Annotated in this window: 25 protein-coding genes and 3 pseudogenes; 24 read left to right on the forward strand and 4 right to left on the reverse strand. The window is 50.7% G+C overall.

All coding sequences use genetic code 11. The annotated features are described in order from the left end of the window. The 8 genes and pseudogenes from HDCHBGLK_RS17335 (at nt 1) to HDCHBGLK_RS17370 (ending at nt 5,120) form a co-directional block, all read left to right on the forward strand. Nucleotides 1-288: a spore coat associated protein CotJA gene (locus tag HDCHBGLK_RS17335; RefSeq protein WP_009248631.1), complete on the forward strand. Its 288-nt coding sequence runs from the start codon at nt 1-3 to the stop codon at nt 286-288. Continuing rightward, nucleotides 285-554, forward strand: a complete 270-nt coding sequence (locus HDCHBGLK_RS17340; protein WP_004605048.1) for a spore coat protein CotJB — start codon at nt 285-287, stop codon at nt 552-554. Before HDCHBGLK_RS17335 ends, HDCHBGLK_RS17340 begins: the two co-directional genes overlap by 4 nt. Before the next feature lie 3 nt (nt 555-557). Beyond that, nucleotides 558-965, forward strand: a pseudogene (locus tag HDCHBGLK_RS17345) (manganese catalase family protein); the annotation flags it as partial. 348 nt (nt 966-1,313) lie between these two features. Continuing rightward, on the forward strand, nt 1,314-2,297 hold the full coding sequence (locus tag HDCHBGLK_RS17350; RefSeq protein ID WP_004605046.1) for a DUF6017 domain-containing protein: 984 nt from the start codon (nt 1,314-1,316) through the stop codon (nt 2,295-2,297). A gap of 23 nt (nt 2,298-2,320) precedes the next feature. Continuing rightward, nucleotides 2,321-2,539, forward strand: a complete 219-nt coding sequence (locus tag HDCHBGLK_RS17355; protein ID WP_004605045.1) for a DUF5348 domain-containing protein — start codon at nt 2,321-2,323, stop codon at nt 2,537-2,539. A gap of 97 nt (nt 2,540-2,636) precedes the next feature. Continuing rightward, the gene (locus tag HDCHBGLK_RS17360; protein ID WP_004605044.1) at nt 2,637-3,113 is read left to right on the forward strand and encodes a PcfB family protein; all 477 of its coding nucleotides are present in this window, start codon (nt 2,637-2,639) and stop codon (nt 3,111-3,113) included. Further along, a pseudogene (locus HDCHBGLK_RS17365) lies at nt 3,110-4,639 on the forward strand (VirD4-like conjugal transfer protein, CD1115 family); the annotation flags it as partial. The gene HDCHBGLK_RS17360 and the pseudogene HDCHBGLK_RS17365, both read left to right, overlap by 4 nt. A 97-nt stretch (nt 4,640-4,736) precedes the next feature. Further along, complete coding sequence (locus HDCHBGLK_RS17370; RefSeq protein WP_004605042.1) at nt 4,737-5,120, forward strand: TnpV protein; 384 nt, start codon at nt 4,737-4,739, stop codon at nt 5,118-5,120. A 118-nt stretch (nt 5,121-5,238) separates the two neighbouring features. Here the strand turns inward: HDCHBGLK_RS17370 and HDCHBGLK_RS17375 are convergent, their stop codons facing one another. Next, nucleotides 5,239-6,096: a helix-turn-helix domain-containing protein gene (locus tag HDCHBGLK_RS17375; RefSeq protein WP_039909255.1), complete on the reverse strand. Its 858-nt coding sequence runs from the start codon at nt 6,094-6,096 to the stop codon at nt 5,239-5,241. 206 nt (nt 6,097-6,302) lie between these two features. On the opposite strand from HDCHBGLK_RS17375, the gene HDCHBGLK_RS17380 reads away from it, so the two are divergent. The 16 genes and pseudogenes from HDCHBGLK_RS17380 to HDCHBGLK_RS17455 all read left to right on the forward strand — a co-directional run bounded on the left by HDCHBGLK_RS17380 (nt 6,303) and on the right by HDCHBGLK_RS17455 (nt 20,149). Beyond that, nucleotides 6,303-6,701 carry a hypothetical protein gene (locus HDCHBGLK_RS17380; RefSeq protein WP_004605040.1) on the forward strand — a complete coding sequence of 133 codons (399 nt, stop codon included), beginning with the start codon at nt 6,303-6,305 and terminating at the stop codon, nt 6,699-6,701. Next, nucleotides 6,685-6,990 carry a hypothetical protein gene (locus tag HDCHBGLK_RS17385; protein ID WP_004605039.1) on the forward strand — a complete coding sequence of 102 codons (306 nt, stop codon included), beginning with the start codon at nt 6,685-6,687 and terminating at the stop codon, nt 6,988-6,990. The genes HDCHBGLK_RS17380 and HDCHBGLK_RS17385 overlap by 17 nt, the downstream gene beginning before the upstream one ends. 493 nt (nt 6,991-7,483) lie before the next feature. Then, nucleotides 7,484-8,872 carry a hypothetical protein gene (locus HDCHBGLK_RS17390; RefSeq protein WP_039909254.1) on the forward strand — a complete coding sequence of 463 codons (1,389 nt, stop codon included), beginning with the start codon at nt 7,484-7,486 and terminating at the stop codon, nt 8,870-8,872. Between the two features lie 59 nt (nt 8,873-8,931). Then, nucleotides 8,932-9,078, forward strand: a pseudogene (locus tag HDCHBGLK_RS17395) (CHC2 zinc finger domain-containing protein); the annotation flags it as partial. A gap of 123 nt (nt 9,079-9,201) precedes the next feature. Next, nucleotides 9,202-10,428: a tyrosine-type recombinase/integrase gene (locus HDCHBGLK_RS17400; RefSeq protein ID WP_039909252.1), complete on the forward strand. Its 1,227-nt coding sequence runs from the start codon at nt 9,202-9,204 to the stop codon at nt 10,426-10,428. Next, complete coding sequence (locus HDCHBGLK_RS17405) at nt 10,425-11,393, forward strand: tyrosine-type recombinase/integrase (protein WP_004605034.1); 969 nt, start codon at nt 10,425-10,427, stop codon at nt 11,391-11,393. The genes HDCHBGLK_RS17400 and HDCHBGLK_RS17405 overlap by 4 nt, the downstream gene beginning before the upstream one ends. Next, a complete protein-coding gene (locus HDCHBGLK_RS17410; protein ID WP_004605033.1) occupies nt 11,377-12,105 on the forward strand; it encodes a tyrosine-type recombinase/integrase in 729 nt (242 codons plus the stop codon). The genes HDCHBGLK_RS17405 and HDCHBGLK_RS17410 overlap by 17 nt, the downstream gene beginning before the upstream one ends. Nucleotides 12,106-12,431: 326 nt before the next feature. Continuing rightward, on the forward strand, nt 12,432-12,950 hold the full coding sequence (locus tag HDCHBGLK_RS20225; RefSeq protein WP_290452057.1) for a DUF6431 domain-containing protein: 519 nt from the start codon (nt 12,432-12,434) through the stop codon (nt 12,948-12,950). 90 nt (nt 12,951-13,040) lie between these two features. Then, a complete protein-coding gene (locus tag HDCHBGLK_RS17425; protein ID WP_039909679.1) occupies nt 13,041-14,309 on the forward strand; it encodes a DDE-type integrase/transposase/recombinase in 1,269 nt (422 codons plus the stop codon). Continuing rightward, nucleotides 14,309-15,115, forward strand: a complete 807-nt coding sequence (locus tag HDCHBGLK_RS17430; RefSeq protein ID WP_004604850.1) for an ExeA family protein — start codon at nt 14,309-14,311, stop codon at nt 15,113-15,115. The genes HDCHBGLK_RS17425 and HDCHBGLK_RS17430 overlap by 1 nt, the downstream gene beginning before the upstream one ends. 13 nt (nt 15,116-15,128) lie before the next feature. Further along, nucleotides 15,129-15,443: a DUF6618 family protein gene (locus tag HDCHBGLK_RS17435; protein WP_004604849.1), complete on the forward strand. Its 315-nt coding sequence runs from the start codon at nt 15,129-15,131 to the stop codon at nt 15,441-15,443. 208 nt (nt 15,444-15,651) lie between these two features. Then, on the forward strand, nt 15,652-15,984 hold the full coding sequence (locus HDCHBGLK_RS20130) for a tyrosine-type recombinase/integrase (RefSeq protein ID WP_202976906.1): 333 nt from the start codon (nt 15,652-15,654) through the stop codon (nt 15,982-15,984). Between the two features lie 149 nt (nt 15,985-16,133). Beyond that, nucleotides 16,134-16,586: a hypothetical protein gene (locus HDCHBGLK_RS17445; RefSeq protein WP_004604846.1), complete on the forward strand. Its 453-nt coding sequence runs from the start codon at nt 16,134-16,136 to the stop codon at nt 16,584-16,586. Continuing rightward, entirely contained in the window at nt 16,576-17,934 is a 1,359-nt protein-coding gene (locus HDCHBGLK_RS17450) for a virulence-associated E family protein (protein WP_004604845.1), read from the forward strand. Before HDCHBGLK_RS17445 ends, HDCHBGLK_RS17450 begins: the two co-directional genes overlap by 11 nt. Nucleotides 17,935-18,210: 276 nt before the next feature. Further along, nucleotides 18,211-18,384 carry a hypothetical protein gene (locus HDCHBGLK_RS19075; RefSeq protein ID WP_016286585.1) on the forward strand — a complete coding sequence of 58 codons (174 nt, stop codon included), beginning with the start codon at nt 18,211-18,213 and terminating at the stop codon, nt 18,382-18,384. A gap of 109 nt (nt 18,385-18,493) precedes the next feature. Next, nucleotides 18,494-20,149, forward strand: coding sequence for a recombinase family protein (locus HDCHBGLK_RS17455; protein WP_004604843.1), 1,656 nt, complete (start codon nt 18,494-18,496; stop codon nt 20,147-20,149). A 103-nt stretch (nt 20,150-20,252) separates the two neighbouring features. Here the strand turns inward: HDCHBGLK_RS17455 and HDCHBGLK_RS17460 are convergent, their stop codons facing one another. The 3 genes from HDCHBGLK_RS17460 to HDCHBGLK_RS17470 all read right to left on the reverse strand — a co-directional run bounded on the left by HDCHBGLK_RS17460 (nt 20,253) and on the right by HDCHBGLK_RS17470 (nt 21,731). Continuing rightward, complete coding sequence (locus HDCHBGLK_RS17460) at nt 20,253-20,621, reverse strand: hypothetical protein (protein WP_016286587.1); 369 nt, start codon at nt 20,619-20,621, stop codon at nt 20,253-20,255. A gap of 61 nt (nt 20,622-20,682) precedes the next feature. After that, on the reverse strand, nt 20,683-21,213 hold the full coding sequence (locus tag HDCHBGLK_RS17465; RefSeq protein WP_016284634.1) for a GNAT family N-acetyltransferase: 531 nt from the start codon (nt 21,211-21,213) through the stop codon (nt 20,683-20,685). Nucleotides 21,214-21,242: 29 nt separating this feature from the next. Continuing rightward, nucleotides 21,243-21,731 carry a GNAT family N-acetyltransferase gene (locus tag HDCHBGLK_RS17470; RefSeq protein ID WP_016284635.1) on the reverse strand — a complete coding sequence of 163 codons (489 nt, stop codon included), beginning with the start codon at nt 21,729-21,731 and terminating at the stop codon, nt 21,243-21,245. Between the last annotated feature and the right edge of the window lie 15 nt (nt 21,732-21,746).

Consider the following 21,746-nt stretch of genomic DNA (forward strand, 5'->3'; position numbering starts at 1 on the left):
ATGCCTAATTATCGCTATAACACATCTGATTGTACAAGACGCGGCCAAAGCGGCTGCAGCCGACAGACTTCGCCTGCGGCTGCTTCTGTCCGTCCGATGTCAAGCAAGTCGACATGCTGCGACGACAGAGCAGAATATGATGAGCTTAATGGCCTGCCAATCGCTATGGCTTACGTGCCATGGCAGCAATGGCGGGCAATTTATGAAGTGGAAAAAGGATTCCACAGGGGTACGATATTCGAAGAATTAGATAAGCCATTCAAAGGGATAGGAGGTTGCTGCAAATGACAGATAACAGGCCTTGCCGCAAAGATTTATTAGACTGGATCAACGTAGTCAGTTTTGCAGTAGATGACGTGAAACTGTTCCTGGATACGCACCCCTGCAACAAAGAGGCAATGGAATTCTTCGACGAATTCAAAAAGCAGCGCGTCCAGGCGCTGAAGGAATACGCCAAATATTATGGTCCTCTTACGCTTGATACCGCAAGCACTTGCACCGAACGCTGGAATTGGATCAACGAGCCATGGCCATGGCAGGAAGGGGGATGCTAATATATGTGGAATTATGAGAAAAGACTCCAACATCCGGTAAGAATCACACAGACCAATCCCAAGATCGCTCAGGTCATCATCAGCCAGTTTGGCGGTCCTGATGGGGAACTGGCCGCATCTATGCGATATCTCTCCCAAAGATACACAATGCCTTACAAAGAGGTAACTGGCATCCTGACCGATATCGGCACGGAAGAACTGGCGCACATGGAAATGGTATGCGCCATCGTCCATCAGCTGACCAGGAATCTTACCCCGGAAGAAATCGAGAAATCCGGCTTTGATAAATATTATGTAGACCATACCCTGGCTTTATGGCCACAGGCCGCAAGCGGGGCGCCATGGACCGCCACCTATCTCCAATCCAAAGGCGATCCTATCACCGATCTGCACGAAGACATGGCAGCAGATGGTACGACTGCGTAAGAACAACGTAGCTGAAAACCCGCAGAAACACTACATTTTTTGTAGGACAAGTTTTCTCACGCTACGTTATCATAAGAACAACTTGCCACAAAATAACGATAGGACAAGCTGTTTTCAAACAAAACGTACCGCATAGGCGGCGTTTCTCACTTCCACATGGAAGAACAGGAACGCTGCTTTTTTCATGCCCTTTGTTACGCAGTAGGGGCTGAAAAAGTCTTGATATAAGCGGCTTTGCGGACACGTTTTTTACACGGCAAGGGATTTATACCTTTTCCCTCAAAATCGCCGTTCTACTGCGTAACAAATCCACAGCAAAGGAGTGATGAAGCTATGGCAGTATTCCGCGTGGAAAGAACGACAGGCTACACCGTAATGAGCAACCACCACTTACGCAATAAGGAACTTTCCTTAAAGGCAAAGGGGCTGCTTTCACAAATGCTGTCTTTGCCGGAGAATTGGGACTACACCCTTGCGGGACTGTCCTATATCAACCGGGAAAGTATCGACGCTATCCGTACCGCCGTTTGGGAGCTTGAAAAAGCCGGATATATCACAAGACGGCAGGGACGCGACGAGAAAGGCAAAATGACCGCTATCGAGTACACTATTTATGAACAGCCGCAGCCGCCGGGATTGGATTGCCCGGTATTGGAAAATCCAACAGCGGCAAATCCGATATTGGAAAATCCGACAACGGATAATCCGACGTCGGATAATCCAACGCAATTAAATAAAGATATATCAAGAACTGACTTACCCAAAAAAGAAAAATCAATTACAGATTTATCAAGTACCGATTCCATTCCTATCCATTCCCTAAATCCCTTGCCTTTTGACGAGGACGAAGCGGCAGAGCCGCCGGAACGGAAAAGAACGGAAAGAAGCGACGCTTACAGAGTGTATGAGGAAATTATCAAGGACAATATCGAGTATGACTTTATCGTACAGGATAGACGCCTTGACCGCGACCGTCTGAATGAGATTGTTGACCTCATGCTTGAAACTGTCTGTACGTCAAGAAAGAAAATCCGTATTGCCGGGGACGATTATCCCGCCGAGCTTGTGAAGTCAAAGTTTATGAAACTGAACAGCGAACATATCCGCTTTGTGCTTGACTGTATGCAGGAGAACACCACGAAAATCCGCAACATCAAGCAGTACCTAAAGGCGGTGCTTTTTAATGCCCCGTCTACCATTGACAGCTATTACACTTCCCTTGTGGCTCACGATATGGCAAGCGGCGCACTTGCACCGAGGAAGCCGAAGTACGGCGACCCGGACTATTACACCTACAACGAGGGCGAAAGCCTGTAAACGAAAAAAGGAGGATTTACCACATGGCACAGAAAACAGGAGCTTTGATTTTTGACGAAACCGCTGACCGCTACGACATTCGCTTTGACATTACCGACTATTACGGCGGCTTGCATTGCGGCGAGTGCATGGACGTATTCACAGGCGGCAAATGGAAGCCGACCCGGATTGAGTACGGGGACAACTGGTATCTTGTAGGTATTCGCGCCGAGGATTTGAACGGGCTGCGAGTACGGATTTAACGGGGCGACGTGAAGAACGGACGCCCTTTTTTCACGCCCAAAAGCGGCGTACCACCTTAACACTATCACTACTACCGGGAAAGGAGGACGGTAAATATTGCAAGATGAAATCAACGAGAAAGTGGTTGCGCTCTCTATCAAAGGAGCGAAGCTAACCGCTGAAATGCTGCAAAAGGCAATCAAGACCATGCTTACAGAAGTCAAAAAGCAGCAAGGTAAACCGCCCCGTGGCAAGCAGACCCTAAAGCAGCTTGCGAAGCAGAACGCGGGGCTATCCAACATTGAGATAACCGAGGGCAATATCAAAGCCTTTGAGAGTACAGCAAAAAAGTACGGTATCGACTTTGCCTTAAAGAAAGACAGTACCGAAACGCCGCCCCGTTATCTCGTCTTTTTCAAGGGGCGGGACGCGGACGCTCTGACCGCAGCCTTTAAGGAGTTTTCCGCAAAGAAGCTGAATAAGGAGCAAAAGCCCTCTATCCGAAAGGCACTTGCCACATTCCGAGAAGCTGCAAAACAGCTTAACGCAAACCGTCAAAAGACAAAACACAAGGACAGGGGGATTGAACTATGAAGCCAAATATCAAGAAGCTGCTTATCTTAAACGCTCCGTATCTGCTCTTTGTGTATCTCTTTGATAAAGTCGGACAGGCGTTCCGGCTCTCTCCGGGGGCTGACCTCTCCGGCAAGTTACTTTCCATTGGCAGCGGCTTTTCCGCTGCTTTTTCAAATGCTCTGCCGAGCTTTGCCCCTGCGGATTTGCTTATCGGCATTATCGGGGCTGTCGTTATCCGGCTTGCGGTTTATGTGAAAGGCAAGAACGCAAAGAAATACCGTAAAGGCATGGAGTACGGCTCTGCCCGTTGGGGCAACGCCGAGGACATAAAGCCATATATCGACCCCGTGTTTGAAAATAATGTGCTGCTGACGCAGACTGAAAGGCTGATGATGTCAAGCCGCCCGAAACACCCGAAGTATGCAAGGAACAAAAACGTGCTTGTCATCGGCGGCTCCGGCAGCGGCAAGACGAGGTTTTTTGTAAAACCGAACCTTATGCAAATGCACAGCAGCTATGTTGTAACCGACCCGAAAGGAACGGTTTTAATCGAGTGCGGGAAGCTCTTACAGCGGGGCGGGTACAAAATCAAGGTGCTAAACACCATCAATTTTAAGAAATCCATGCGGTACAATCCCTTTGCCTATCTCCGCAGCGAAAGGGATATTTTGAAACTGGTAAATACCATTATCGCCAACACCAAAGGCGATGGGGAAAAATCCGCCGAGGATTTTTGGGTGAAGTCGGAACGCTTATTCTATTGCGCCCTTATCGGCTACATCTGGTACGAAGCCCCGGAGAACGAAAAAAACTTTACGACGCTGCTTGAAATGATAAATGCGTCGGAAGCCCGCGAGGACGACCCGGAATTTCAATCCCCCGTTGACCTCATGTTTGAACGCTTGGAAGAAAAAGACCCGGAACATTTTGCGGTGCGCCAGTACAAGAAGTTTTTGCTGTCTGCTGGAAAAACAAGAAGCTCTATCCTCATTTCCTGCGGTGCGCGGCTTGCGCCCTTTGACATTCGGGAGCTGCGTAAACTCATGGAAACCGACGAAATGGAGCTTGACACTTTGGGCGACCGAAAGACCGCGCTTTTTGTTATCATCTCCGACACCGACGATACTTTCAACTTTGTTGTATCAATCCTTTACACACAGCTTTTCAATTTGCTTTGTGATAAAGCCGACGACGTTTACGGCGGGCGGCTGCCTGTTCATGTGCGCTGTTTGCTTGATGAGTTTGCAAATATCGGACAGATACCGAAGTTTGAAAAGCTCATTGCTACTATCCGAAGCCGTGAAATCTCCGCTTCAATCATCTTGCAGAGCCAGTCGCAGCTAAAGGCAATCTACAAGGACAACGCAGATACCATTGTCGGCAACTGCGATACGACCCTGTTCCTCGGCGGCAAGGAGAAAACGACCCTTAAAGAAATGTCGGAAATCTTGGGCAAAGAAACCATAGACAGCTTTAATACTTCCGAAACAAGAGGACGGGAGCTTTCCCACGGTCTGAACTATCAGAAGTTAGGAAAAGATATGCCATACTTGTTCGTGAAGAGTTCAGTTGCCTAATAAATTCACATGAACAGGGACACGAACAACTGGATTCTGGAAAACTGAATACAGGAGGTCACAAATGAAAGAACTGCCAGAAAGAATCCATGACGATACCAACGGTCTTGACTACGTTCTTGTGGGTGATTATTACATTCCCGCCCTGCGGCTGACGGAGGAATCCCGCCCAATCGGGCATTGGGGGCGCAGGCGTAAAGCCTATCTGGAAGAAGCCCGCCCCGCCCTTTATTGCAGCCTGCTGTTGTCCGGGAAACTCTGGACGCACCTTGCCGACGTGGACGAGCAGGCACAGGAGCGGCTTGACCTTATCATGGAGCAGATGAAAGCCGCCGAGGGCGTGACGGAGAAATTGAAAGCGGATGACCAGCTTGAATGGGTGCGCCGCTGCAATTCTATCCGCAGCCGGGCGGAGGAAATTATCTATGCGGAACTGGTCTATGTATAATGCGGCTGGCTCCTGTCTGGAAAAAGCGGCTCTAAAGCCGGAAAATTGAACATGGGACACACGATACAGTAAAGAGGACTGCTAACCGGATTTTACGGGAATGGCAGCCCTTTTTGCGTCATTCTTTCGTCTTTTTCTTCCCAAACAGGGACAGCAGCTTTGATTTTCCACGCTGGCTGGAAGCTACGGGGAGCAGGGGGGATTTTTTAAACACACGGGCAAGGGTGGCACGTTCCTCTTCCGGGAGGCCCATATAGTCAATGCCGAACACCCGGCAGATAGTAAACGCCCGTTTTTCGTCCGCCGTGCCTTTGTGCATGAGGGCGTCCAGCAGTATCACCGGAATGTTTCTGGCAAAATCCGCTGCGGGGGTTTCCGGCTCGGCAGTGGTCTTGTCGGATTCGTGCCGGGTGCGGAGGTCTTTTACAATCCGGTCAAGGTCATCATGGATAACATGGCTGAAAAACAGTTCCTCGCTGACCTGCCCTAATTCTAAAGTACGCATATAGAGGTCGTTTTCAGGGGGCTGCCGCTGTTCCATGACGGACTGCCTTGCTTTTTCCAGAACTAAGTTCATGTCATGGATACGCATATCCGCAATCCGGTCAATGCAGACTTCCATATCCGTCAGCAGGCGCAAAAATCCCGGATGGCAGACAAACTCGCAGAGAAGCCGGTTGTTGAGTGCGCCGCTTTTTAACAAATCAACCGTGGAATCATTCAAGTGCAGCTCATGCAGGGCGGTGTTCGGGTGGTTCTTGTTTTCGGTCAGCCCCATGAGGTAATCCATGGAAAGGCCGTAGTATTCCGCCAGCTTTGCGAGGTTGAACGGGCTTATATCCGTGCATTTGTCGGATTCATATTTTCCCAGCGTGGCTCTTGCTATGCCTGTTGCCTTTTCCAGTTCCGCAAGCGTCATATGGCGGTTGGTTCTCTCGTCTTTCAATTTCTCCTGAAGCGTCAGTTTTATATACATTGCGCCCCTCCTCTCAAAATAGGGTTCGTGACCATTATAGCACAGGGCATTTCCGAAAGCGTGGAAATTTTGCGCTTTTGGGAAATTTTCCAGCCTTTCGGACATACGGGGGAAGCCGGTTTATTTTGATAAGATTTCAGTGTCACAGGGACATTGAAAACAGAATGACCGGCTGCAAGTGATACCGTTCCCGGAGAAGTAGTGCCATGACAGGAGCATACCAAAGGAACGGAAAACGCTGGGGTGATTCCGGGCAGGAACGGATTGCAGGCAAAACGGCAGGAAAACAAAATATCAATTATGGAGGAAGGAACATGAAGTTAAACATTGAGGAAAAGAAGATTTTATATGCCTTTGGGTGCAGGAGCCATGAGAATACAGTCCGCAGGCTGAAATGGGTCACTGCCCTGACGGTGGATGAAAAGGTGAAACGCCGGGTGCTGTGCCTGGCAAGGAAGCTGGATGATGGTGGAGCCGGTGAATGGTATCCCTGCTTTTACCATCATCTTCGTTTGGAAATGGAGGGATATTTTGAAGCAAAGAAGCATATCCGCATGGTGGAAAAAAGCACAGACTGGGAGGAATTTTATGGGAAAGCCGTCTAAGTATGAAAAGGAAACTATCGTAAATTTCAACGAGGGTGAGAAGGAAGCAAGCGTCTATACCTTCAATGCGGACTTGAAACGGCGGCTGGCGGAGTTCAGCAAAAAATATCCGCTCCTGTGCCGTTTGGAGAAGTCCACGCCGGAAGGGAGCGTGACCTATGTTCTGGATAAGTCCCGGCTGTCTATCCGGCTGGTTCCGCCTTACAGTGAGGAACGGCGGGCGGCGGCGAGGGCATATGCCAAAGAACACGGCTTCAAGTCCATGCCGGGCGGGAAGGATATTGCCTGATTTGGGGGCGTTTTACGGTCAAAACAACGGGTGCGGAGCCGGTATTTTCCCCGTGGTTCACGGTAGAGGTATCAGACATCAGGGAAGCCCCGGACGGCGGAAATGCCTGTTTTGGGCGTGTTTTTCCGGCTGTCATGGGGAATGGCTGCGGTTTCTGTAGGAAATCAGAACGAGCGCGGCGCGTTCTGATTTTCTGATACGGAAAAAGGGAGCCGTCTTTGACGTGGGCGGGCGCAGCGCACTCACGTTGGCGGCAACCTTTTATGCGGGGTACAGGGGCGCAGCAGCCCTGTTGGGGTCAAGGGGCAACGCCCATTGGCGGGTTAAGGGCGGCAGTCCTTATCGGGTCAAGGGTGAAACGCCTTGCCCAGCTAGAGTTGGCGCTTGCGCCAATTCGTACTGGGTATTACCTGACGCAAGCCCCGCAGGTTCGGCGGCTTCGCAGCCCTCCCGCCAGCCCGGGAATCGGTAAAAAGGAAAGGGGGATTTTGGATTGAAACTGACACGGCACAACGGACGCTCCGGCAAAAACGGCACGTACAACCCACGCCACAATGACCGCCGCTTTGACGTGGAAAACAGCGGTCATATTGATTCGGAGCGGGCAAAGAAAAATGTATACTGGGACTGCTACCGGGGCTATACCACCGCCGGGAGCCGGGAGGATTCTTCCCAGCCGGATTTCAGCTTTGAGCAGATAGAACTGGCTTATTACACCGAGAATTATTCGGATTTCATTGAAGCCCAGAACGCAAGGAATGAGAAGAACCGGCACACGGAACGCAACCGCACGGTGGGGGATTTGTTAAAGAACAATAAGACCTGCCCGGAGGAAAGCATTTACCAGATTGGGACGGTGGAGGAATCCGTCCCGCCGGAAACCTTGTTCCAGATTGTGAATGAGTTTTATGCAGAGTTTGACCGGCGTTTTGGTTCCCACGTGCATCTTCTGGACTGGGCGCTCCATCTGGACGAGGGGACACCGCATATCCATGAGCGCCATGTATTCGATTGCAAAAACCGGTATGGGGAGTTATGCCCCCAGCAGGAAAAGGCGTTGGAAGAACTGGGAGTGCCGCTCCCTGAACCGGATAAGAAAAAGGGAAGGAACAACAACCGCAAGCAGACTTTTGATGCGGAGTGCCGGAAGATGCTTTTCCGTATCTGCGCCGCACATAACCTTCACTTGCAGGCAGAGCCGTCCTACGGCGGGCGGGATTATCTGGAAAAGCAGGACTTCATCATTGAAAAACAGAAGAAAATACTCTCCGCACAGGGGGAAGCCTTGACGAAAAACACCGTAGCCATAGCGGAGCAGGAAAAGAAGTTTGATAAAGCCGCAAAAGCCGTTTCAGAAAAAGAAAAGGAACTGGAAAAGCAGGAGGGGCTGATTGCGGAAAAAGGGCGGGAACTTTCGGAAAAGCAGGCGGCACTTGCCACTGTCACCATGAAGATTGCAGACATGGAATCGCTGGTGGAGGAAGTGGCGGACACGGCTTATGAGAAAGCCTGCGAAGTTGTGGCGGATACCGTCCGGGCGGAAACGCAGAAGGAGGACATCCGGGCGGTGGAGGATTACAAAAAGTGGCTGGCTTCGCCGGAACGGAAAGCCCCGCAGGAGAAAAGGGATTTCGCCGTGAAGTGCCTGTGTACGGTTCAGGAGCAGATTAAAAATGCGGCGCAGAAAGTGTTAAGGAAAGTCCAGTCTGCGCTCCAAAAGCCGGAGGTGAGCCGTGCAAACAAGGAGCAGATTAAAGAGAAGGCAAGGGAATCCATGAAGGACAGGCTCGCAAGGGGGAAAATAGAAGCTGACCGGGTGAACCGGGAGCGCATGGAGCGCAGGAACGTAAGGGCAGCAACAAAAAAAGATATGGAGATTTGAAGCATTTGCTTTCCGCTGTGGAAATGGCAGATGCTTTTTTATTTCCGGGAAGGGACGGTATGAATGTATTTGAAGCAGTAAAGGAAAATGTAACGGCAAGGCAGGCGGCGGAAATGTACGGCATCCGGGTGAACCGGAACGGCATGGCGTGCTGCCCTTTCCATGATGACAGGAATCCCAGCTTGAAGGTGGATAAGCGGTTTTATGCAAACTTAAATAAAATCCAAACCATTTGAGAAAAACGATGAATTTACAATAAATATCCTTTTTTATGTTTGGATATTATTTTTTGGTGCATGATAACCTTATCAAATCCAAAGGAGGTCATCATGAACTTACAAAACTTACAGGAACATCATGGAGAGCTGCTTTCCTTCATGGAATCCAATGGCTATGCGGAAGCCTATGTCCAGAGATTCCGTCTGGCGATCAGCCGCATATTGTCAGAACCCGGTCAGAACCGTTGGACGTCTTATACGGACATTTATCTGGATTATGAAAAAAGATCCGGATCCGCGAATTACCTCAGGCAAATGCGGACAGTCATCGGTGCGATTGAGCAGTTCGACATATATGGGCGCATGCCCGATGCGAGGCACCGCCACACGCTGTTTGAGAGAGGTTCTTACCACTTGCTGATACCCGAGTTCAAGGAGCTTATCGACTACTACCGGCAGCACGAAAGGCAGCGCGGGAAGAAAGATGCAACAATAAATGGGCAGTCCCACAACGCTGCAACTTTTCTGCACCACTTGCAGGAACAGGGAACTTCCTGCCTTGACAACATAACGGAGGATGCGGTGCTGTCCTTCTTCATTTCAGAGGACGGGGAGCTGATCAGGAGTTCCTCTTACAAAAATAATGTTGCAGCTGTGTTAAAGGCATGTCTGGAGTGGAAGGGCCCACAGTGCCGCAGGCTCCTCGGTTATCTCCCTGCCCTAAAGAAAAGGCGCAGAAACATACAGTACCTCACAAAGGAGGAAGTAAGCGCAGTGCGCACGGCAATTGAACAGCAGCCCCTCTCGATGCGCAACAGGGCCGTCATGCTGCTCCTCATCCTTACAGGGATCAGGAGCAGCGACATTGCATGCCTCACCCTGGATTCCATCGACTGGGAAACCGCAACGGTCTGCATCTGCCAGAAGAAGACAGGCCTTCCGCTGGAACTCCCGCTCACCCCGGTCATTGGGAATGCCATTTTTGATTACCTGACGCAGGAACGCCCGGATACGGAAAGCCGGCGGCTGTTCCTCTCCGAAACATGGCCGTTCTCCCCGCTTGCAGACAACAGCATAGAGAACATCGTGGCAAAAGTTTTCAGGATGGCAGGGATAAGGCAGTCGCCCGGGGAAAGGAAGGGGACGCACATCTTCAGGCACAACGCGGCTTCGTCCATGCTCGAAAACGGCGTGCAGCAGCCGGTGATATCCAAGACGCTCGGACACTCATCCCCGCAGTCACTGGAGACATACCTGAGCGCCGATTTTGTGCATCTGAAGGAATGCGCACTGGGCATAGAAACATTCCCTGTCGCAAAGGGGGTGTTTCCGATATGAGGGAATTCCGTTCTTTTCTTGCACCGCAGATCCGCCAGTTCATCCGCTACAGGCAGGCATCACAATGCTGGAGCGGTTCGTCCGAAAAAAACCTGGCGTATTTTGACCGCTACTGCCATGAGAATTACCCCGGGGCGGATGCCCTGACACAGGAGATGGCCGATGGCTGGTGCCGTAAGCGGGACACGGAAAACAGTTCTTCATGCGGCACAAGGACAGGGCCTGTCCGCAGTTTTTTATTGTTCCTGAACATGCGCGGGCTCTCGTGCGTCCAGCCCCCGGAGTCGCCCAGGCACAGCAGGCGCAGCTATGTGCCGCACGCTTTCACGGAAGAAGAACTGGCAAGATTTTTCTGGGAGTGCGACAGTGTAAAGGCATACAACCGGAAAAACTCCCAAGTGAGGAAGCTGACTATCCCTGTGTTCTTCAGGCTCCTCTACAGCAGCGGCATCCGCACGAACGAGGCGAGGCTGCTCAGGCGCGGCGATGTCAGCCTGTCAGACGGGGTGCTGGACATCCGGCAGTCCAAAGGCTATAACCAGCATTATGCCGTACTTCACAGCTCCATGCTGGAACTCATAAGGAGATATGACGCCGCCATCGAGGCAATCATGCCCGGGAGAGAATATTTCTTCCCGTCATCGCGGAACGGGCATTACAACTGCGGATGGGTGACAAGGACATTCAGCCAGCTGTGGGAAACAGCGAACCCTTCATCACACGCCACACCATATGACCTCCGCCACAATTATGCCATAACGAACATCAACCGCTGGGTCGGACAGGGGTTTGGGTTCCATGACAGGCTGGTGTGCCTCAGCAAAAGCATGGGGCACTCGAAACTTGAAAGCACAAGATACTATTATTCCATTGTTCCCGCCCTCGCCCAGGTGCTTGATGAGAAAACCGGCGCAAGTTCGGAGCGGATGATACCGGAGGTGCCTGATTATGAAGAAACCAACTAAGGAGAGCATAAAAATCTCAGGGTATGTGCATGACTTTTTAAACGTATATGCGCCCACCCACAAGACAGGGAGCGGACACACTCTGCGCTCCTACGAAGACGCACTTGTCCTGTACATGAAATTCTTGGAAACGGAGAAAAAAGTCTGCGGCGGGGATCTTGGGGGCAGCTGCTTCCGGCGCACGGTCATCGAAGAGTGGCTGGAATGGCTCCGGAACATACGGAACTGCAGCCCGCAGAGTTGCAACAGCAGGCTGGCATCGATAAGGACGTTTCTGAAATACATGGGGAGCCGGGATGTATCGCTGCTTGTCCTCTGCCATGAAGCAGCCGGCATACCCCGTATGAAATGCGTGAGGAAGCAGGTCAGGGGGATGAGCAGGGAGGCGGCACAGGCCCTCATGGAAGCCCCCGACGCATCCAAAAGGACTGGGAGGAGGGACATGGCCCTAATAATCCTTTTATACAGCACAGCAGCAAGGCTGGACGAGGTCCTTGGCATGAAGAACGGCCAGCTCCACCTGGCTGCCGAAAAACCATATGCGACGATAACCGGGAAAGGGGACAAGGTACGGACACTGTATCTGCTCCCCAAGGTTGTCGCACATCTTGAACGCTACCAGAAAGAATTCCATGGTGTTTCCCCAGATCCTGAGGCATATGTTTTCTTCTCGCGCAACACAGGAATCTATGGGTGTCGTCCCGCAAACTAAAGTTCAAATCTCCCGCACAAAAACGTCAAATTAAAATCTCAAGTCCCAAATAACGTCTATAAGAATGTGCTGTAGGAAGCAGCACGTTTTCCTCTTGACCATTCCATGCTGTTCCGATATAGTTTTTATGGAACGAAAAAAAGAGAAAGAACAGCACCCCTACAGTTCGTTCTTTCTCTCATACACCAGTGTGCCTGCCATATACGGGATCATGTCCCACTCTTGTGACTCCGGCACTACCGACATATACTATGATAAGAGAAAACTCCCTGTTTTGCAAGCTGATTCGTATAAAAACTTCATCTAAAGTCCTGTTTGATTCTTTCATGGAGGGATTCTGCCCTGAGCTGCAGACCTGTCCCTGTTGTGGGGCTAAGGGAAGCTGCCGGATCCATGCCTACTATGGCCGTTCTCTGGTGGACTTCGTGGGTGGCACCCCTGTCCGCCACAGCCTCTGCATTCTGCGCCTTATCTGTACCTGCGGCCATACCCATGCCATCCTTCCGGACTTCATCATCCCCTACTCCGGCTATGGCCTGTTCTTTCTCCTGCGTGTCCTGGCGGAGTATTTCCTGCACCTGTCTACCGTGGAGAGACTCTGCGAGCGCTTCTCCATCTCTCTTTCCCAGCTGCGCCGATGGCTGGATCTTTTCCGTGTGCAGAAGGTGGAATGGCTGGGCATCCTCTCTTCCGTGGAGATATCCGCCCTTTCTTTCCTGAAGGCTCTGTCCATCCAACCCGCCTATTCTGATTTTGCTTCCGCCTTTGTCCGCCGCTTTGCGAAATCCTTCCTCCAGTCCCATAGGAATCCGGCGCCTTACTGCCAGCAGGTATTCGGCCCGTGAAATGCTTTCCCTCAACCACACGCCATAGGTATGGCTTCCTTTCCCCACCTCCCTCATAATGGTGCAAAACAACCTAAGGAGGATATTTTTATGGACAACAATCAAAAGAACCTTTCGGATGCAGCCGCCATGGCACAGTTCCGGCTCGCGCTCATTGCACCGGTCATCCATGACCTTTACCCAGATGCGTCCAGGAACGCCTACTACCAGCGTATCACCGAGAACCCTCTCACCCTGCCGGATGGTTCTGTGTTCCGCTATAGCCCCAAAACCATCAGCAAGTGGGTATCCCTTTACCAGAACGGCGGCATCGACGCACTTATGCCCCGGGAGCGCTCCGATAAGGGTGCCACCCGGGTGCTGCCAGATACCGCCATCGAAGAAATCTGCCGGCTCAAGGCGGCTTTCCCAAGACTGAATTCCACCCAGATCCACAAACATCTTGTGGAAGAAGCCTTCATCCCTGCTTCCGTCAGCGTCTGCGCAGTCCAGCGTTTTGTGAAGAAGCATGACCTGAAATCGGCATCCAACCCAAACCTGAGGGACAGGAAGGCCTTCGAGGAAGATGCCTTTGGGAAAATGTGGCAGGCGGATACCTGTTACCTTCCTTATATCACGGAAAACGGCCAGCGCAGGAGGGTCTACTGCATCCTGGTCATTGATGACCATTCCCGTTTCCTGGTGGGCGGCGGACTCTTCTATAATGATACGGCCTACAACTTCCAGAAGGTGCTCAAGGATGCCGTGGCCGCTCACGGGATCCCGTCTAAGCTCTATGTCGACAACGGTTGCAGCTACGTGGGTGCGCAGCTCTCCCTGATCTGCGGTTCCATCGGCACCGTCCTTTTACATACAAAAGTACGGGACGGTGCCTCCAAAGCCAAGATAGAACGCCAGTTCAGGACACTCAAGGAAACCTGGCTCTATACCCTGGATATGGATTCCATCACCTCCCTGGCGCAGTTCAACGGGCTCCTTAAGGATTACATGCGCTCCTACAACACTTCCGTCCATTCCGGCATCGGCACTACACCCCTTGCGCGCTACCAGCAGACCCGTTCTTCCATCCGCAGGCCTAAGTCCAGGGAATGGCTGGAGGAATGCTTCCTGAACCGTATTACAAGGAAGGTGAACAAGGATTCTACCGTCTCCATCGACAGGGTGGCCTACGACGTCCCCATGCAGTTCATCTCATCAAAAGTGGAGATCCGGTTCCTTCCGGATGACATGTCCTCCGCCTTCATCCTTTACGAAGGGGAGCATTACCCCATCCGGCCTACGGATAAGAACGAAAACTGCAGGACCAAGCGCAATAACGCACCAGGCATTGACTACTCAAAGTTAGGGGGTGGCTGTTGATGTTCCGTTCTTACTATGGATTATCTTTCAATCCTTTTGATAAACAAATGGCCCGGGAGAAAGACCGTTTCCTTTCTAAGGACATTTCTGAGATGCTCTCCCGGCTGGACTACTTAAAAGATACCAGGGGCATCGGCCTGTTCACGGCACGCCCCGGCATGGGCAAGTCCTTCGCCCTGCGCTGTTTTGCAAAAGGACTCAACCCCAACCTCTACCACATGGAGTACATCTGCCTCTCCACCGTAAGCGTCATGGAGTTCTACCGCCAGCTCTGCTCCGTCCTGGGGGTGGAGCCAAGGGGCGGTAAGCCCGGGATGTTCCGCGCCATACAGGAGCAGATCCTCTACCTTTACAAGGATAAGAAGCAGCCCCTCCTCCTGGCCGTTGATGAGGCCCAGTACCTATCCACAGGCATCCTGGAGGACATCAAAATGCTCATGAACTACGGCTATGACTCCCTGAACTGCTTCACGCTCATCCTGTGCGGGGAACCCCATCTTAACAATACCCTGCGCAAGCCCGTTCATGAAGCCCTGCGGCAGAGGATCACTGTGCACTACAACTTCTCCGGTCTCTCTGATTCGGAGGTGGCGCAGTACGTGCTCCATAAGATCACCTGTGCGGGAGGCTCTTCCTCCATCATAGAGCAGGCCGCCCTTTCCGCGGTCCACAGCCACTCCCAGGGAAGTCCCAGGCTGGTGGACAACCTCATGACTAACGCTCTCACCCTTGGCGCACAGATGGAGAAGAAGATGATCGACACAGAAGTGATACTAGCCTCCGTCAGCAGCCAGAATCTTGGGTAGGGAGGTGCTGCTTATGGAATATAACTGTATCCTCAGGGATGGTCCCCGCAGGGAAATCTGGACAGGAAAGATCCTCTTATTACGGTGGCGGCCTGGGTGGTATGAAGCAGAGATCAATGGGCGGGGGACTTACTTCCACATCCTGGCCGGGCAGCATAAATATGGGAATTACCTTTGTATCCCGAACCATGATGTAGGATGTGAACTGTCTGATTTTTCTGATATTTTTTGGAATGAGGGGCGGCTCAGCAGTCTGATGCGGAAGGTAGATGCAGTTACGGTTGCCTCTGGCTTGGCTTATCTCCCGACTCTGGCTGACAAACAATGAACCACCTATATGCATCTTGTGGCCGTGGATCTTACGACAGGATCTATGGCCTTTTGCGTTTCAAAGGAAAAATCAATACCGGCAGTGTGCAACATTTTCGACAGCATTATGCATTTGCAGAAGGCACTGCGCAGTCTACGGGAGAAAAGTTGGAAAAATAATTTGCTGTTTGTGTCTCCCTCAATTCGCCGCCCAACACTATGGGAAAATGACGCAGCCAGCCGTGGCCAGGATTCTGAAAAAACACGCCAGGACTGCCCATGAAGCCTGTAAGGATGTCCCACTGGGGCTGCATGCACATCAACTTCGCCATGCAAAGGCATCCCATTGGCTAGAGGACGGGATGAATGTGCTGCAGATCTCATTCCTTCTCGGACACGAGCGGCTCGAAACTACAATGAAATACCTGGACATCACGACAGCGGATGAGGCAAGAGCGATAGCAACTTTAGAAAACGAAAATGACAAAAATGTGCTTCCTAAATGGAAGAATCCGGACGGCTCTTTGATTGATTTCTGCGGGATAAGGCGCAGGGGCTAAAAATAAATCCAAACTTTTTGATGCAAGCAATACTGTTGTTTCACTGTTTGCAGATAAAAGTTTGGATTTTATTTAAGTTTGCATAATAACGCTTATCAAAACATTTTGATAACCGCTTCCACTGTTTCGGCTGCCAGGCGGACGGGGACGTGATTGACTTTGTGGCAAGGCTTTACGGGCTGCCCGGTCTGGAAGCGGCGAAAAAGCTGGCTTCGGATTTTGGCATTTCTTATGACAGCCGGGGGCGGGCTTTTTCAAAACCGGCAAGACGGAGCGTGTCGGCAGAACTGCGGTTCTTGCAGGCGGAGCGGAAATGCTTCCGGGTGCTTAGTGATTATCTCCATCTGTTGGAGCGGTGGGAAACGGCATATGCGCCGAAATCGCCGGGGGACGGGTGGAACCCGCTGTTCGTGGAAGCCATGCAGAAACGGGAGTATGTGGGTTATCTTTTAGACACGCTGCTGACCGGGACAAAGGAGGAAAAAGCCGCAGTCATCACGGGGCATGGGAAGGAGGTGGAACGGATTGAGCGGAGGGTATCAAAGTTTGCCGCCAGAGGTCAGGCAAGCCGTGGGAACAGCCGTAGACAGCATGGACGGTGAAAAGACGGTGGGGGAAGTCCGGCAGATGCTGGAAACCACCCAGAAGGGGCAGACCGCCAACACGCCGGGGAATTACAGGGCGGTGTTCCTGCATGACCCGCTGCTTCGAGGGGCGTTCAGCAGCAACCTCCTGACTGACCGGGTTGACATTGTGAAGCCCCTTGGCTGGTATCGGGACGGGAACCGGCTGACGGACGTGGATATTCAATATTTAGTTCTGTATTTGGAGGAACACTACGGGCTGACATCAGAGAAGCGGATTGAGGGGGCTATCAAGGTAGCCGCCAATGAATACCGGTATCACCCTGTCCGTGATTACCTGAACAGCCTGCAATGGGACGGGACGGAGCGGGTGCGCTATGCCCTGCGCCATTTCCTCGGTGCGGAGGTGAGCGATTACAATTACGAAGTCCTCCTGCTGTTCATGCTGGGGGCGGTGGCACGGGTATTCAAGCCGGGGACAAAGTTTGAGGTCATGCTCTGTCTGGTGGGCGGTCAGGGAGCCGGGAAGTCCACCTTCTTCCGGTTCCTTGCTGTCCGTGATGAGTGGTTTTCTGATGACCTGCGGAAGTTAGACGATGATAACGTATACCGGAAGCTGCAAGGGCATTGGATTATCGAAATGTCGGAAATGATTGCCACGGCGAACGCAAAGAGCATTGAGGATATTAAGTCCTTTTTGAGCCGCCAGAAGGAAACCTACAAAGCCCCCTATGAAGTCCACCCAAAAGACCACAAGCGGCAGTGCGTGTTTGCCGGGACTTCCAACACGCTGGACTTCCTGCCCCTTGACCGCACCGGGAACCGGCGTTTCCTGCCGGTGCAGGTGCAGGCGGAAGCGGCGGAGGTTCACATTCTGGAAGATGAAGCCGCTTCCAGAGCCTATATCGGGCAGATGTGGGCGGAGGTCATGGAGGTTTACCGGAAAGGGGATGTAAAGTTGAAATTAAGCCCGGCAATGGAGCGGTATCTGAAAGAACACCAACGGTCATTCATGCCAGAGGACACCCTCGCCACCCGGATTCTGAACTTCTTGGACGAGTACGGCGGGAAGATGGTATGCTCCCTGCAAATCTACCATGAAGGGCTGGGGCACCCGGATTATGAGGAACCGAAGCAGTATGACATTCGTGATATTAACTCCATCATGAAGAATTATGCGGCGGGCTGGAAAGCCTTTGAGAATCCACGGCATTTCCCGCCGCCCTATAACCGGCAGAAGGGCTGGGAACGGGCAGAGCCGCCTGACAACGGAGGGCATGGGAAATCGGGTTTCCAGCCTTTGCCCGAAGGGGAAGCCGTCCAGCTTGGGCTGCCGGAGGAATGGCTGGAAGGAGAAAAGCCATAGCCGGTTGCCGACTGGTTGCCCCTCCCGTTGTCAAGCCCGTTGCCGGGAAGAGAGCCTGCAAATGCCGTATTTCCGGGCTTTTTCTTTTCCTGACAACGAAAGCAACGGAAAAATAGAAAGAAAATCAATCAGGACAGGAAACGGGAAGCCGGGTTTTGTGTGCGGGGTTTTTTAACGTCCGTTGTCAGACCCCGTTGTCAGGCTCCCACCTGCCCGGCAGCACACGACACACGCCCGGACGGAGCCGTCCGGGTATCTTTATGGAGGTAAATGCCTATGGCAAAACAAGCAGACCGCCCGGCGCAGAGCCGGAACAAAAAGAAAAAGGTGCAGTTTATCGTGTCCCGTGAGTTTGCGGGCAGCCAGACCATGCAGGAAGCTTTTGAGCAGCTTATCGAGCGGCAGACCTGTGAGCGGTTCGAGGAATGGCAGAAACGGCAGGCCAGCTAAAGGGCGGAAACCGGAGAAAAACCGGGAATCTTGCAGAAAACAGTTGAACAAATGGCGGGGGCATGGTATTATCATGGTATCGTGTCCCTGTTCATAGAAGGAGAACCCTATGAGCAGGAAAAATAACCTATCGAATCAGAAAATAACCGCCCTCTATTGCAGGATTTCCCTTGATGACGGCAGCCAGAATGAGAGTATGAGTATCTCGAACCAGAAACTTTTGCTCAAAGATTACGCTGAAAAGAACGGTATGCCCCGGTACGAGTATTACGTGGACGACGGGTATACGGGAAGGAATTTCAACCGCCCTTCGTTTAAGCGTCTGATTGCCGACATTGAAGCTGGGAAGGTGGGCTGCGTGATAACCAAAGACCTTTCAAGGCTTGGGAGGAACTATATTGAAGCGGGCAGTTATATCGAAATCTTTTTCCCAAAACACAATGTAAGGTATATAGCGGTCACGGACGGCGTGGACAGCCTGACAAGGCAGGAAATGGATATTACGCCGTTCAAAAATATCCTGAATGATATGTACAGCCGGGATATTTCAAAGAAAGTGCTTGCCGGGCGCATGACACGCTCCCGTCAGGGGAAGTTTTGCGGCGGGCAGCCGCCCCTTGGCCTGATGCGTGACCCGGAGGAAAAGGGACACCTTATCCTTGACCCGGACACTGCGCCGACTATCCGTAAAATCTATGACCTTGCCTTAAACGGCTGGGGGTGTATGCGGATTGCCAAACAGCTTATGGAGGATAAAATCCCCATCACACGGGTAAAGGGCAATACGGAATGTGACGTGAATTATTACTCATGGGGGAGCGCACGGATTAGCCATATCCTGCGGAACCCATTTTATAAGGGGGCGCATTTAGTCTGCCGGACGCACCAGAAAGGAATCCGCTCCAACACCTATGACATCATTCCCCGTGAGGAATGGGAAGTGCTTGAGGGCTGCCATGAAGCTATCGTAAGCCCGGAGGACTGGGAAAAGGTGCAGGAACTGATTGACCGCCGCCCGCCTATCATGGAGGGGAACGCTTGCCCCTTCTACAACCTGTTCCACGGCATTATCTACTGTGCCACCTGTGGGAAGTCCATGCAGGTACGCTATGAGAAGGTGGGCAGAACCGGGAAGAACCGCTTTACCGGCGAGGAACGGGAGCCGATAGACAAGGCGTATTATATCTGCCAGACGTATAACCGGCTTGGGAAGAACTCCTGCACCAGCCATAAGGTGGAAGCGAGGGATTTGTACAACCTTGTGCTGAAGGATATTCAGGAACTTGCGGCAATGGCGTTGAAAGACGTGGAATCGTTCTACCAGCGGATCAGCAGCCGCATGGAGCGGCGGTATCTGGCGGACGCTTCGGAGATGGAGAAGGAACGGGAGCGGCTGGAAGCAAGGAACCGGGAGATTGACGATATGTTCCTGAACCTGTATACCGACAAGGCAAAGGGAATCCTGTCCGAGCAGCGGTTTGTGAAGCTGACGGCGGCAATGGAGCGGGAACAGGAGGAAAACCAGAAGCAGCTAAAAGAACTGGCACTCTCCCTGCGCCGCTCCAACGAGCAGGAAAGTGATGTCCGCACCTTTATCCGGGAAATCAGGCAGTACGCCGCAGTCCGGGAACTGGACGAGGGTATCTTAAACCGCCTTATCAGCCGGATTCTGGTGGGGGAGGTGAAAAAGGTTGACGGGGAGAAATTTCAGGAAATCAAAATCATTTATAACTTTGTCGGGGAGATACCGGCGGTAACAGAATAACGGCAATGCCCTTCTCTCTTTTTGGGGGAAGGGTTTTCTTTTTGCCCGTACACGAAAAAGAAGCCGGGTTCCCTATTCTCCGGCTTCCAGAAAAAACTGGGATTTATTTGATAGGTGTCCCAATGCGTTTATCCAATCTCCATTGTGGTGCCATTCCATCATCGGCATAATATTCGTCCATTGCTGTAATTTTATCGTTTTTTGTTTGAATAAACGAAGTCACATGAAAAGAAATACTTCTATCTTTGGGATAGATACGAACAACTGTAATAATTAAATCATTCACAATTTCTACTCTTTCAACGAGTCCGTCCCATTCTCCGGGGTACTCACAATTCGCAACAATATATTCATCCACCGTAAAATGCTCGTTGGTGCAATGCCAATTTACATAGGCTTCTGCATGAAAGTATTTTCTAATTTCTCTTTCATCTTGGGCAAGAACGGCTTTCCAAAATTGTTCTATATTCATAATTTTCTCCTTTAAATTGCGATTTCCCAGTATGTCAAACTGGAAATGGTTGAGAAAGACACTATATTGAAATCCAAAATCTTTGAATAATGCCACTTTTACTTAATCCCACTGTATCAACAATTTCATTTTCCATCACTCCACCGTTTTTAATAATCGTCCTTTGCGAAGCTACATTTCGCTTATCGCAGGTTACTAAAACCTTGCTTTCTCCAAACGCACGGCAAAAAGGTAAAACTAATCCCAGCATTTCAGACGCATAACCTTTTCGTCTTTCTGACGGACGAACACTATATCCAATATTACCCCCAAAATTTTTGAGAAAATCCGATAATGGGTGTCGAAAATCAATCATACCAACAACAAAATCGTCTTTTCGCCTTACCGCTAAAAACACTTCTGATGGAACATATCCGCTTTTATATTTTTCTCTTAATCTTCTCTCAAAGTCAATCCACTCATCAAATGATTGGACATCTTCAAGACCTGCACAACCATCAAAACTATCTCCACATTGTAACATTTCTTCTTTATATGACATGACTTGTTTTGCATATAGTTTAGATGGCCTAACCAACATCAATTCACGCATCACATTCATCCTCACAAATTTGAATTTATCTATACAAGGAAATACAATACCTCTCTTATATCTTTCCCACCGATATTATCATCCCGAAATACTTCTGAATAAATAAATCCGTTTTTTTCATAAAATTTTCTTGCTCTATGATTATCCTCCAAAACCCATAAAAGCACTTTACTAAATCCGCATTGTTTTAATTCTTTAATACACTTGTTAAGCAATAACCTACCGTATCCTTTTCCAATGTAATCAGGCAAAAAATATATGGAAACGATTTCTCCATATTCGCTGTATTTTTCCCATCTTGATTTACAGAAACTTGCAGTACCTATAAGACGCCCATGTTCTATCAGAACAAGGTTATTCATACCAATTTTATTGATACTATTAGCCCATTGCCCCGTTGGAATACTATTAAGATAGTTTTGAGGAATAATGTTTTTATATGCGTATTTCCAACTACTTTCATATATTTTGCTTATTTCAAGAGGATTATCATCTTTGGTGATGTATCTAATCTCCATTTCAACAACTCCTTA

The organism is [Clostridium] scindens ATCC 35704, assembly GCF_004295125.1.
Lineage (GTDB): Bacteria > Bacillota > Clostridia > Lachnospirales > Lachnospiraceae > Clostridium_AP > Clostridium_AP scindens.